8 protein-coding genes and 1 pseudogene are annotated in these 12,592 nt (G+C 63.9%); 5 read left to right on the forward strand and 4 right to left on the reverse strand.

Features of this window, described 5'->3' with window-relative positions; all coding sequences use genetic code 11:
- The first annotated feature begins 73 nt into the window (after positions 1-73).
- From NPS58_RS11900 to NPS58_RS11910, 3 genes are all read left to right on the forward strand, one after another.
- Complete coding sequence (locus NPS58_RS11900) at positions 74-3,874, forward strand: MBG domain-containing protein (protein ID WP_274115550.1); 3,801 nt, start codon at positions 74-76, stop codon at positions 3,872-3,874.
- Positions 3,875-3,876: 2 nt separating this feature from the next.
- Complete coding sequence (locus NPS58_RS11905) at positions 3,877-5,622, forward strand: ShlB/FhaC/HecB family hemolysin secretion/activation protein (protein WP_274115551.1); 1,746 nt, start codon at positions 3,877-3,879, stop codon at positions 5,620-5,622.
- 115 nt (positions 5,623-5,737) lie between these two features.
- Positions 5,738-6,145: an OsmC family protein gene (locus tag NPS58_RS11910; RefSeq protein ID WP_274115552.1), complete on the forward strand. Its 408-nt coding sequence runs from the start codon at positions 5,738-5,740 to the stop codon at positions 6,143-6,145.
- Here the strand turns inward: NPS58_RS11910 and NPS58_RS11915 are convergent.
- The 4 genes and pseudogenes from NPS58_RS11915 to NPS58_RS11930 form a co-directional block, all read right to left on the reverse strand.
- Positions 6,142-6,819, reverse strand: coding sequence for a DUF3313 domain-containing protein (locus tag NPS58_RS11915; RefSeq protein WP_274115553.1), 678 nt, complete (start codon positions 6,817-6,819; stop codon positions 6,142-6,144). The two genes, NPS58_RS11910 and NPS58_RS11915, sit on opposite strands and share 4 nt — an antisense overlap.
- 234 nt (positions 6,820-7,053) lie before the next feature.
- Entirely contained in the window at positions 7,054-7,800 is a 747-nt protein-coding gene (locus NPS58_RS11920) for an enoyl-CoA hydratase-related protein (protein WP_274115554.1), read from the reverse strand.
- Between the two features lie 43 nt (positions 7,801-7,843).
- A pseudogene (locus NPS58_RS11925) lies at positions 7,844-8,427 on the reverse strand (cupin domain-containing protein).
- Between the two features lie 78 nt (positions 8,428-8,505).
- Positions 8,506-10,455 carry an FAD-dependent oxidoreductase gene (locus NPS58_RS11930; protein WP_274115555.1) on the reverse strand — a complete coding sequence of 650 codons (1,950 nt, stop codon included), beginning with the start codon at positions 10,453-10,455 and terminating at the stop codon, positions 8,506-8,508.
- 183 nt (positions 10,456-10,638) lie between these two features.
- On the opposite strand from NPS58_RS11930, the gene NPS58_RS11935 reads away from it, so the two are divergent.
- Together NPS58_RS11935 and NPS58_RS11940 are read left to right on the forward strand one after the other, a co-directional pair.
- The gene (locus tag NPS58_RS11935) at positions 10,639-11,676 is read left to right on the forward strand and encodes an ABC transporter substrate-binding protein (RefSeq protein ID WP_274115556.1); all 1,038 of its coding nucleotides are present in this window, start codon (positions 10,639-10,641) and stop codon (positions 11,674-11,676) included.
- A 70-nt stretch (positions 11,677-11,746) separates the two neighbouring features.
- The gene (locus NPS58_RS11940; protein WP_274115557.1) at positions 11,747-12,508 is read left to right on the forward strand and encodes a class II aldolase/adducin family protein; all 762 of its coding nucleotides are present in this window, start codon (positions 11,747-11,749) and stop codon (positions 12,506-12,508) included.
- Positions 12,509-12,592 lie beyond the last annotated feature (84 nt).

Here is a 12,592-nt window from a genome sequence, read left to right on the forward strand (position 1 = left end):
ACCACCCCCCGCAAAGCCAATCATTGCCTCAACCCCGCAGCCCCTTCGCTGCGTAGATTGAGGAGATTGGTCCATGAAACGATCCACCCGACTCGGCAGCCCCCAGCGCCTGGCGCTGACGCCTTTGTTCCTGGCCATCGCCCTGGCAGCGGGCGATGCCCTGGCCCCTTACGATCTGCTTGCCGATGAGCTGCCCCAGGGCGGCCAGGTGATTTCCGGGCAGGGCAGCATCAACCAGAGCGGCGCCAACATGCAGATCGATACGCAAACCCCGCGTACCGGTATCAACTGGCAGAAGTTCAGCATCGGCCCCGACAATAAGGTGCACATCCAGCAGCCCGACGGCACCTCTGTCACCCTGAACCGGGTGATCGGCAGCGATCCGTCAAAAATCATGGGTGTGCTCACCTCCAACGGCCAGGTCATCCTGCTCAACCCCAACGGCGTCTGGTTCGGCCCCAATTCCAGGGTTTCGACCAGCGCCTTGCTGGCCAGCGCCGGGATCATCACCGATGAGCAGGCGCGCGAGTTCGCCAACGGCGGCAAGTTGGACATCCAGCTCAAAGGCCTGGTGCGCAACGATGGCAAGATCAGTGTGTTCGACAACGGCACCGTCGCATTGCTTGGCGCCCAGGTCGAGAATGCCGGGGTCATCCAGGCGCGCAAAGGTCAGGTCAACCTGGCTACCGGGCCCAGGGCCACCCTCGATTTTCATGGCGACGGCCTGATCAGCCTGGCCGTTGGCGGCAGCCCTGCCGAAGCCAGCAGTGTCGACTCCAGCCTCAAGGGCGGTGTAAGCAACAGTGGCCAGATCGAGGTGGGTGAAGGTGTGGTGGCGATGAGCGCCCAACGCGCTGCCAAGCACCTGGATTCGGTGATCAGTGTCGGTGGCGCCGTGATTGCCGACTCGGTCAGCAACCAGGGCGGCACCATCGTGCTCGGCAACGCCGAGCAGACCCAGGTGGCAGGCAATCTGTCGGCCAAGGGCCGGGACGGTGGCCAGGTCAGTGTACTGGGCGACCAGGTCACGCTGGCCGGCAACGCCAACGTCGATGTGTCCGGTAGCGCCGGTAAAGGCGGGACCGCCCTGATCGGCGGCAGCTTCCAGGGCAAGGGCCCGGAGCAGGCCGCCAAGGCCACCCGGGTGGAAAAGGGCGCGCAGCTCAAGGCCGATGGCGGCCGCGAAGGTGGCAAGGTGGTGGTCTGGTCCTCGGGCAACACCGAGTTCGCCGGCAAGGCCAGCGCCAAGGGCGGCACCCAGGGCGGGGTGGTGGAAACCTCGGGCAAGCGCCTGAGCGTAACCGGCGACGCCGCGGTGGATGCCTCCGGTGGCGCGCATTCTGGCCTCTGGCTGCTGGACCCGGATCGCGTCGACATCGTCGAGGTGCCTACTGGCGATAACGTCAACAGCGCGGTGATCGCCAATAGCCTGGCCAACAACGATGTGCGCGTCGAGGCGCGCGAGCGAATCAACGTCAATGCACCGATCGTTGCCCCGGTGGTGGGCAGCGGCAAGACCCTCGCACTGATTGCCAGTGGCACCGTGGGCTCCGTCACCGACTACGACAGCCAGGGCAGCGGCTCTGCGCTGGACAAGGCCAAGCGCAACGACAGCGGCTCGGTCCACATCAACGCGCCGATCCTGCTCAAGGACGGCAACCTGTATATCGCCGCCACCGGCGATGTACGCCTGAACGATCTCTCGACCCCGGCCGACAGTGGCGCGGCTGCCTATGGCAAGCGCGCGATCATCGATGTCGGCAACGGCACCATCTGGATCAAGACCGCCAACACCGCATCGGTGATCCAGGACGCCAACACAGCCCTGATCGGCTCCAAGGTGGCCGTGCAGGGCGCCAGCGTCCTGCTCGACAGCCCCCTGAACCACGCGGGCACCCTGGCCGGCCAGGCCAGCAACGGGGTGTTCCACTTCAACCAGAGCAACGCCAGCGGCACTACCACTACCGGTACCGTGGCGGCGCCATATTCAGGTGAATCCATGACTGGCGTCAGTGCCCAGCAGATCAAGTACGTGGGCTATCAGGATGTCACCGCCACGCCGTGGTCGGGCGTGGATGCCCCGGTCAATGTGACGCTGGAGCAGGGTGGCCAGCGCTTCGATTATCTGGTGTTCGAGGCCGCAGGCTTTGTCGATGGCAATGGCCGGGCGATCGATCCGAACATCCTGATGAACTACCTCGATAGCTCCGACTATCTTGTCAACGGCCTGAGCTTCACCGACAGCCGAGGCGACCACTGGAAACTGATGCCCGATACCGGCAGCGCATCGCTGACCCGGGTCGAGAAAAACGGTGCGGTGGTAGGCGAGCTGCCGGTGGGCTTTGCCCTGGACGCCTACAAAGGGGTGGTGATGGTCGCCAAGGATCCGCGCAATGGCGCCGATGCCGGTTGGGGCGTGGATGACTACGCCATCGGCGGTGCCATGAACCAGGGCGAGATCCAGCACAACAGCCAGAACGGTACCTCCGAACAATTGGTGGTTGCCCTGGGCGACAAGGTCAGCCGCGTGGACGGGGTGCTGGCCTGGCTGATGAACGACCAGGCCTGGGCCCAGCCCAAGGATGGCCAGGCGCCTTCCGGCCCACTCCTGGAACGGGCGCGGGTGCACTTCCTGGAAACCCAGAACGCCGGAGCCGATGCCGTCAAGCTCAATGCCAACCAGGCCAAGCTGGCCGTGCAGATCGACGACGCCAGCCGCCAGTACGGCGATGCCAATCCCACCTTCAGCCACGGGCCACTGGTACTGGCCGACCCGGCCGACAGCAACACCCAGGCGGTCAAGGCACTTGACCAGTACGTGGGCGAGCAACTGGGCGACCCGCGCTTTGCCGTCGGCCTGACTCCGCAGACCTCCGCCACCCAGCGCTCCGATGTTGGCCGCTATGCCATCAACGGCACCGCCACCACCGGCGATTTCGTCAGCCAGCGCTACCAGACCCAAGTGCGCGACGGGGTACTGAGCATTACGCCGGCACCCTTGACCGTTACCGCTAATGACCAGAGCAAAGTCTACGGCGACAGCGACCCGCACCTCACCTACGGCGTGAGCGGGCAGAAATTCGATGAAACCCCGGACCAGTTGCTCAATGGTGGTGCCCTGGCACGGGCCGGAGCCGGTACCCGCAGCGGTGAAAACGTCGGCCAGTACCAGATTGGCCAGGGCGAACTGCGCAGTACCAGCGGCAACTACAGCCTGACCTTCAAGGATGGTGTGCTGACCATCAGCCCGGCGCCGCTGGTGATCCGTGCCGATGACAAGACCAAGGTCCAGGGCCAGGCCGATCCCGCGCTGACCCACAGCGTCGAGGGCCTCAAGTACAACGACTCGATCGCGGTAGGCCTTCAGCGTGATCCGGGCGAGGCCGTCGGCCCTTATGCCATTCGCCAGAACGGCATCGATGCCGGCGCCAACTACCAGGTGACCTTCTACGACGGCACCTTGACCATTACCGGCCCCATGGTTCCTCCCGATGTGCCCGTTGATGTTCCGGGAGACGTGCCCACGCCGGTCAAACCGAGCGATCCCGCCGATCCGCAAACGCCAGCCCAACCCCGCGCCCAAGGCGTGGCAATCAGCGCCCAGGCGCCGGGCAACGAACGCTGCACCGCCCTGGAGTCGCCGTCGGCGGTGGTTGCCAACTACTCGGTCACCCCGGCCGTTGCCCGTACCTACGATGTTCAGCTGGTGTGCAAGCCCCGCGCCTATGGCGACAAGCAGGACCGCCTGCCAGACGTCTCCGACGTGCTGACCTACGCCAACGGCTTACTCAAGGACGGCAAATTCCAGATCCCTGACTGGAACCGCAGTGTGATCCCCCGTCACCTGGAACAGCCTCAAAAAGGAGGCAAGTAATCATGAACACTTTCGCGCAAAAATCGGCCCTGGCCCTGTGCATTGCCGTGGCCCTGGCTGTTCAACCGATATTGGCAGCGCCGCTGAGCGGCCTGGACCCAGGACGGGTGGAAACCCCCGGCCCCGACGGTCGGCGCAGCCCGGCAGTGCAGATGCCCGGCAGCCTGGAGCTGTCGCCCACCCGGGTCTCGCCGCAGGCGCCCGAGGTACAGGCACCTGCCCAACCACGGCCATTGACCGCCAGCAGCACCCGTTTCGAAGTCAAGAAAGTGACCCTCGAAGGTGCCGATCACTATCCTCAAGGCACCTTCGCCAGCTTGCTCAAGGGCCTCGAAGGTCGCCAGGTGACGCTCGGTGAAGTGAACGCGGTGACCGACCAGATCACCCAGCATTACCGTGACGACGGCTTCTTGCTGGTGCGCACCTTCGTACCGGCACAGAAAGTCGACCAGGGCCTGTTGCGCCTGCAGGTGGTCGAGGGCAAGGTCAACCAGGTCAAGATCAGCGGCCCCAGCAACAAGGCGGTGGAACGCTACGCCGCGAACATTCGCAACGAAGCGCCACTGACCGGCAAGACCCTGGAGCGCAACCTGCTGCTGATGAACGACCTCTCCGGCCTGGACAGCCGGGCGGTGCTGTCGCCTTCGAGCGTGGGGCAGGGGACTGACCTCGATGTCGCCAACGAACTGCGCCGCTGGGAAGGCTTCATCGGCTTCGACAACCGCGACAGCCGCTATTTCGGGCCCTGGCAGGTGTATGGCGGGGTCGGCCTGAACGATCCGCTGGGCCTGGGCGATCACCTGTCGGTACGCCTTGGTCGTTCGGTCGAGGGTAACAAGATGTCCTTCTACGAAGGGCAGTACGAGCTGCCGCTGGGCAGCCAGGGCACGGTGCTGAGCGTGCTCGCCCAGCACAACGATGGCAATGCCGATACCTTCGATTTCCTCAATGCCAACAGCAGTGGCGACACCCTGGCCGTGCGCATCGCCCACCCGTGGATACGTACCCGTGCCGAGACCTTCAAGACGTCCGCCGCCTTTACCTGGTTCAACGGCAAGGCCGAGTACCTGGACGACCCTGACCATGCGCCTTCCAGCGACGACCGCATTCGTGCCCTGCGCCTGGGCGCCAGCTGGGACTTCACCGACAAGTACGGTGGCCGCAACCTGCTCAAGGCCGAAGTCAGCAAGGGCCTGGACGTGCTCGGGGCCAGCGACGAAGGTCGCGCCAACCCGTCGCGCGAGGGCGGCCAGACCGACTTCACCAAACTGCAGTATGACGCCCAGCGCATACAGGACATGAGCAAGGTGCTCGAAGGCCTGAACCTCTATCTGGCGTTGACAGGGCAGACGTCCTTCGGCAATGCGCTGTTGTCGCCCGAGCAGTTCGGTGTGGGTGGCAGCCAGTTCGGTCGCGGCTACGATCCTTCGGAAATCGCCGCCGACAACGGCGTGGCGGCCAAGGTCGAGTTGCAGTACAACACCGCGCACCAGGTCAAGGACTACCGTGTGCCGACGCAGTACTACGGCTTCTGGGACGTGGGAAAGGTGTGGAACAACAGCCCTGACTATTTCGGCTCGCAGAGCCTGTCGTCTGCAGGTTTTGGTGCTCACTTCCAGGTTGCCAAGGACATGTTCCTGTCGCCTGAACTGGCGTTCCCGCTGACACGCTCGGTGTCGGCCGAGGAGCTGGAAGATCATAACGGCAAGGAGCCGCGCTTGTACTTCAACTTCCTCAAGCTGTTCTAACGCCAGGACGCTGAAGGTTGAGATTATGACTTCACAGGCAAAGGGCCTGACGCTAGTGTAAACACACCTGCGCCAGGCCCTATTGGCTTGGCCGTTGCCAAGGAAGCCCCCGCAAATGACCGATTCGACCGTTCATGCCGAGCTGGGAGAGATCCCCTACAGCGTCAACCTGTCCGCCGGCGTGAACCAGTGGCTGGCCGACGAGAGCCAGGCGCTCGGTGGCCGCGACAGCGGCCCGAACCCCCACCAGCTGTTGCTCTCGGCGTTGGGCGCGTGCACCGCGATCACCCTGTCGATGTATGCCCGGCGCAAGGAATGGCCGCTGCAGCACGTGCATGTGCAGTTGGATATCGTCAAGGAAGAGAAGAGCACGCCAATGCGCACCGAGATCAAGCGTGTGATCGAACTGCACGGTGATCTCGATGCAGCCCAGCGCGAGCGCCTGCTGGGCGTGGCCAATGCCTGTCCGGTGCACAAGCTGCTCAGCGGCAGCATCGTCATCGACAGCCAACTGAGTGATTAATGTGCCTCGCTCTTGAACTTCACGAAGCTGCGGCGCATGTCGGTTGCCCAACTGTCGAGCACCGGCTTGACGTCCTGGACGGTCAGCTTGGTGGTGTCGTTCTCGAGCTCCTTGCCGGCACCCTTGCGCACCACCTGGGCTAGTACCGCATTGTTGCCACCGTCGAGAAACGCAGCTTCGGTGGCGATGTCCACGTCCTGGTCGCGCCCGCCTGCAGCCGTGTTGACCGCTGCCGCTACCAGGGCGATGGGGATCACTTCATAGGGCCTCAGGCCTTCGTTGTGGGTCGCCACCGCGGTGATTGCCGGGCGCACCACCAGCACGTTCGGCCCGGGGGCCTTGGCCAGCGGTACCACGGCGCCGAGCTCACGCTTGAGCGCGGTGTCGTAGTAGCGGGTGATCTCCTGCAGTGTTTGCGATGAAATCACTTCGGTGGGTTGGGGCTTGGGGTAGAACTGGCTGGGCTCGATGAACACCTGGGTGAAGCGGGCGGCTTTCAGGTTAGGGTCGATCCAACGCATCACCGGCGCGCCGGAGATACTTTCTGCTTCCTTCAAACGGCTGTAGTCCTTGAGAAAACCGGAGTACTGGCTGGGATCGACCCGGGAACTGGCACAACCGGCCAACACAATGAGCGCAGAGCAAAGCAGGGTAGAACGCAGGGTGGAGTTCATCGGCTTTCGTTCCTTGGCAAATGCCGCAGGGCAGGGGGGAAGATTACCTGAACAACGCTAGCAGTTCTCGGCTTGCTCGCCAGCGCTGTTCCGTGGTTTTGGTAGAGATATCCATTATCAAGGGCGCTCCCGGATGCAGGAGCGGGCTTGCCCCGCGAGAGGCCGGTGAAGCCTATCAATCCGCTGTTGCCGTAATGCGACCGCTTCGCGGGACAAGGCCCGATTCCCAGCCCTTCAGTCCTTGACCAATGCTCGCAACGCCGCCTTGGTCTCCGGCGCATGCAGTCGCTCTATAAACAGCAGGCTTTCACGGCGAACGGCGGCTTCCAGCTCTGCCCGGTGGGTGTCCTTGAGCAGCCGCTTGCTGACCCGCAACGCAGCCTGTGGCATGGCCTGCAGCCGCGCCGCCAGTTGCCGCGCCGCCGCCAGGCACTGCTCGCCATCTTCATGCAGTTCGTTGGCCAGTCCCCATTCGACCGCCTGTTCGCCGCTGAGCAATTCGTTGCACAGCAGCAGGCGCGCTGCGCGGGCATGGCCCAGCAGCCGTGGCAACAGCAGACTGGAGCCGAACTCCGGGCATACGCCCAACGGCACGAACGGCATGCGCAATTTGGCCGAGCGGCTGACCAGGACCTGGTCGCAGTGCAGCAGCAGAGTCGTGCCGATACCAATGGCCGCGCCGGACACCGCTGCGATCAATGGCTTGTCCAGCGCCATCACCACGCGCATCAGGCGAAACACAGGGCTGTCCATGTCGCTGGGTGGGTTGTCGAGAAAGTCCTTCAAGTCGTTGCCTGCGCTGAAGCACTGGGCACCACCGGTAATGAGGATGACCTCGACCTGGGCATCTTCTGCAGCTGCCACCAGCAGGTCGCCCAGGCGGCTGTACATGGCATTGTTCAGAGCATTGAGTTTGTCTGGCCGGTTGAAGGTCAGGGTCAACAGGCCATTGTGGAGGTCACGTGCAATCAGGTCGTTCATGGCAAGCCTTTGTTGTTTTTGTCTGTTGTCTTTGTCGTAGGTGTCAGAAGGTCGGCGGTGTGATCACCCAGATCACCACCGCATCGACCTCGCCAGGGTTGCCATAGCGATGGGGCTCCTGGCTGGAAAAACTGAAGCTGTCGCCTTCGCTCAGCTGGAAATAACGGTCCCCCACCCACAGCTCGAAACTGCCCGACAGCAGGTAGCCGGCTTCTTCGCCTTCATGGCTGTAGCTCTGCTGGCTATAGGTGCCCGGCGGGAAGCGCGAATGAAGCATCTCCAACTGACGGTTGGGTTGCGGGGTGAGCAATTGGTCGACGATGCCGTCTTCGTAGTGCACGCTCAGGCGGCTGTGCTTGCGCACCACGTAGCCGTTGTCTTCAGGGTCGGTACTGGCTTCGCTGGCGAAGAACCACTGGATGGTCACGCCCAGGCTGCGGGCGATGTTGAACAGCGCCGGGATCGATGGGTAGGAGAGGTTGCGTTCCAGTTGGCTGATGTAGCCGGCGGTCAATTCGCTCTGCTGGGCAAGTTCGGCCAGGGTCATGCCGCGGCGCTTGCGCAGGCCGCGAATGCGCGTACCGAGAAACTGGGGGGCGGCGGTGCCATCCTGGCTGGGGACGGCACCGGCGGGCGGCATCTTGCTGCTGTTGCTCATGGGGTGCTCCGAACCGCACGCTGCAAAGCCCCGGAGTATAAACAGGCTCAGAGCGTCCAGGCGACTTTCAATCCTTCATAGATCGCCTCTTCGGCGGTGCGCGGTGCCAGGCAGTCGCCGATCCGTTTCACCTGCACCAGGCCTTGCAGTTCCCCGGCCAGGGTATCGACCGGTTGGTGCCCCTGGCACAGCACCAGGGTGTCGATGTTCTCGAAGATCATCGCTTCGCCACTGGCCGTGTGTTGCAGGTACACGGTGCTGTCGTCGCAGCCGTAGAGACGGGCATAGGGGGTGATGGGAATACCCAGTCTATGCAGTTCGCCCGCCATCTGGTCGCGCACGTACAGCGGCAGGTTCTCGCCGCAGTGGGTACCGTTGACTGCCAGTTGCACCCGGTGCCCGGCGCGTACCAGGCGTTCGGCGATGCCGGGGCCGATCCAGTCGCAGCGCCAGTCCACCACCAGTACCGAGCTGCCCAGGGTTACCTGCTCGCGCAGCACCTGCCAGGCATCGACCACCTGCAGCTCACCGCCACGCTCGAAGGCGGGCCAGTAGGGCTCGGCGCCGGTGGCGACGATCACCACGTCCGGTCTTTCGCGTTCGACCAGGGCACGATCGACCCGGGTATTGCGCACCACCTCGACGCCGGCCAGTTGCATCTCGCGCTGCAGGTTGGTGCTGGCACCGCCGAATTCGGCGCGCCGGGGCAACAGTTGCGCGAGCAATACCTGGCCACCCAGCTGCGTGCTGGCCTCGTACAAGGTCACCTGGTGCCCGCGGGCCGCCGCCACGGCCGCCGCTTTCATGCCGGCCGGGCCACCCCCGACGACCATGACGCGCTTGCGCACAGTAGCCGGCTGCAGTTGGCCGAACTGTTGTTCGCGGCCGGTTTCCGGGTGCTGGATGCAGGAGATCGGCAAGCCTCGATGGAAGTGACCGATGCAAGCCTGGTTGCAGGCAATGCAAGCGCGTACATCGTCGGCATGGCCGCTGTCGGACTTGTTGGGCATCTGCGGGTCGCAGATCAGCGCCCGGGTCATGCCGCAGACATCGGCCTGGCCGCGGGCGAGGATGAGCTCGGCTTCCTGGGGCTGGTTGATGCGCCCGGTGACGAACAGCGGTATCCCCAGGCTCGCCTTGAAGGTGCCGGCTTCGCGGGCAAGGTAGGCGGCCTCGATGGCCATGGGCGGCACGATATGCACTGCGCCGCCGAGTGACGCTGAAGTACCGGCCACGATGTGCACGTAGTCGAGCGAGCCCTGCAGGGCTTGCACCGCCGCCAGCGATTCGTCTTCGCTCAGGCCCTCGGCATCGCGCTCATCGGCGCTGATGCGCAGGCCAATGATGAAGTCGTCGGCGGTGGCGGCACGCACCGCACCGATCACCTCGCGCAAAAAGCGCAGGCGCTGCTCCAGCTCGCCGTTGTAGCCGTCGGTACGGCGGTTGACCCGCGGGTTGATGAACTGCGCCGGCAGGTAGCCGTGGCTGGCGACGACCTCGACGCCATCGAGCCCGGCCTGGTGCAGGCGCCGGGCGGCATCGGCATAACCCTGCACGATGTCATCGATCATTTGCTGGTCCAGTGCCCGGGGCATCACCCTGAAGCGTTCGTTGGGCACCGCCGAGGCCGAGTAGGCCACCGCCAGCAGGCCATCGCTGGACTCCATGATTTCCCGCCCCGGGTGAAAGATCTGCGACAACACCAGCGTGCCGTGGGCATGGCAGGCCTGGGCCAGTTGGCGGTAGCCGTCGATGCAGGCATCGTCGGTGGCCATCAGCACGTGGGAGGTGTATCGCGCACTGTCGTGCACCCCGGCCACCTGCAGCACGATCAGGCCTACGCCACCCTCGGCACGGGCCTTGTGGTAGGCGATCAGGCGGTCGTTGACCAGATTGTCGGTGGGGATCGAGGTGTCGTGCCCGCTGGACATGATGCGGTTTTTCAAGCGTTTGCCACGGATGTCCAGTGGCGTGAACAAGTGCGGGAAGGTCGACATGCTGTGCAGGCTCCAGCGGGGGTGTTGTTATTATTTCTCTATAAAAGTGTACCGCCAGTAAAAAATCAACTTGTTTTTTTACTGTCCTTTGACTAGCGTTCGATTCACCCCGCGCCCAGGGGCACACCTCACTACAACAAGAAAACGGACCTCCCCGTGAGGTACCGGCATGAGGACGCACAGATGTCATTGAACCTGATCAAACGTTCCCCGTGGCTGCTTGCGCTCGCCTTCGGCAGTGCCCAGGCAGCACCGGACATGGTCGTCGTCGGCTACGGCGGCGCCGGCCAGAAAGCCCAGGATGTGGCGATCTTCCAGCCCTTCAGTGCCCAGGACGGCAGCACGTTGATGCAGACCGAGTACAACGGCGAAATGGCCCGGATCAAGGTGATGGTCGACACCGGCAACGTCGACTGGGACCTGGTGCAGATCGAGGGGCCCGACCTGATGCGAGGCTGTGACGAGGGCATGTACGAGCCCCTCGACTGGAGCCACATGGGGCCGGCGCAGCCGTTGATTGCCGATGCCGCCCAGCCTTGCGGGTCGGCAGCCTTGGTGTGGAGCGTGGCCATTGCCTATGACCGCGCCAAGCTGGCCCAGGCACCCGCGTCCTGGGCCGACTTCTGGGATGTACGGAAAATCCCCGGCAAGCGCGGCCTGCGCAAGCGTGCGGTGTACAACCTTGAATTCGCCCTGATGGCCGATGGCGTCAAGGTCGAGGATGTCTACAAGGTACTGGCCACGCCCCAGGGCGTGGACCGGGCCTTTGCCAAGCTCACCGAACTCAAGCCCTATATCCAGTGGTGGGAAGCGGGGGCGCAACCGGCGCAATGGCTCAGCGCCGGTGACGTGGTGATGACCTCGACCTACAGCGGCCGGGTGGCGGTGGCGGCGCAACAGGGCAGCTCGCTGGCGCTGGTGTGGCCGGGGAGCCTGTACGGTATGGACTACTGGGCGATCATCAAGGGCTCGCGCCATGCCGAGCAGGCCAAGCGCCTGATTGCCTATGCCAACCAGCCGGAGTCGCAGGTGCGCTACGTCAAGCAGATCCCCTATGGGCCGACCAACACCCAGGCTGCTGCCCAGCTCGACCCGTCCCTGGCCAATTGGGTGCCGACCTCCCGGCAGAACCTGGAAGGCGCCCTGTCGATGAATGTGGAATTCTGGGTCGACCACGGTGATGAGCTCGAGGAGCGCTTCAACGCCTGGGCCAGCAAGTAAATCCGCTGGCTGGACATCGCCTGATGTCCAGCCCTATTGTCTGGCGAGTCTTTGCCTGAGAACGATAAGAATGAACCCGTCCACTACCGAGCTTCGCCTGCGTCAGGAACTTGCCGCCTGCTACCGCCTGATCGCGCACTTTCGCATGACCGACCTGATCTTCACTCACATCTCGGTGCGCATTCCGGGCCCTGAGCATCATTTTCTGATCAACCCCTACGGACTGATGTTCGATGAAATCACCGCTTCGAACCTGGTCAAGATCGACCTGCAGGGCCGTGCGCTGGAGCCCTCGGCCCACCCGGTGAACCCAGCGGGCTTCGTAATCCACAGCGCCATTCACGGTGCCCGCGAAGATGCCCAATGCGTATTGCATACCCACACCAAGGCCGGCTGCGCCGTGGCAGCGCTCAAATGCGGGCTGTTGCCGGTCAATCAGATCTCCATGGAGTTCTACGGCCAGGTTGCCTACCACGACTATGAAGGGGTGGCCCTGGACATGGACGAGCAGCAGCGCCTGGTGCGCGACCTGGGCGACAAGCCGGTGCTGATGCTGCGCAATCATGGCCTGCTGACCGTCGGCCAGAGCGTCAGCCAGGCGTTCCTGCGCATGTACTACCTGGAAAAAGCCTGTGAAATACAGTTGGCAGCGCAAGCGGCCGGCGAAATCGTGCTGCCGCCGGACGCGGTATGCACGCATACCGAGCGCCAGTTCAACCAACCCGCGCGCCCCTTGAAAGAGGGGGAGTTGAGTGACCCGGACGGTATGCAGCTGGCGTGGGCTGCACTGTTGCGCCTGGTAAAGAAAGTCGCGCCAGATTATTGCGACTAAAGGGCGAAAAGGGCGGCTGCATGTAGGGTCGCAGGCCCGAAAATGGCACGCCTGGAAACGCTGCCAGCGGGTGCAATAAAACGC

Source organism: Pseudomonas putida (assembly GCF_028682455.1).
Classification (GTDB): Bacteria; Pseudomonadota; Gammaproteobacteria; order Pseudomonadales; family Pseudomonadaceae; genus Aquipseudomonas; species Aquipseudomonas putida_AA.

Coding starts and splice junctions, on each gene's coding strand:
- NPS58_RS11915 (WP_274115553.1), bottom strand. CDS start 6,819: ATGAACTCCACCCTGCGTTCTACCCTGCTTTGCTCTGCGCTCATTGTG.
- NPS58_RS11930 (WP_274115555.1), bottom strand. CDS start 10,455: ATGTCGACCTTCCCGCACTTGTTCACGCCACTGGACATCCGTGGCAAA.
- NPS58_RS11900 (WP_274115550.1), top strand. CDS start 74: ATGAAACGATCCACCCGACTCGGCAGCCCCCAGCGCCTGGCGCTGACG.
- NPS58_RS11905 (WP_274115551.1), top strand. CDS start 3,877: ATGAACACTTTCGCGCAAAAATCGGCCCTGGCCCTGTGCATTGCCGTG.
- NPS58_RS11935 (WP_274115556.1), top strand. CDS start 10,639: ATGTCATTGAACCTGATCAAACGTTCCCCGTGGCTGCTTGCGCTCGCC.
- NPS58_RS11910 (WP_274115552.1), top strand. CDS start 5,738: ATGACCGATTCGACCGTTCATGCCGAGCTGGGAGAGATCCCCTACAGC.
- NPS58_RS11920 (WP_274115554.1), bottom strand. CDS start 7,800: ATGAACGACCTGATTGCACGTGACCTCCACAATGGCCTGTTGACCCTG.
- NPS58_RS11940 (WP_274115557.1), top strand. CDS start 11,747: ATGAACCCGTCCACTACCGAGCTTCGCCTGCGTCAGGAACTTGCCGCC.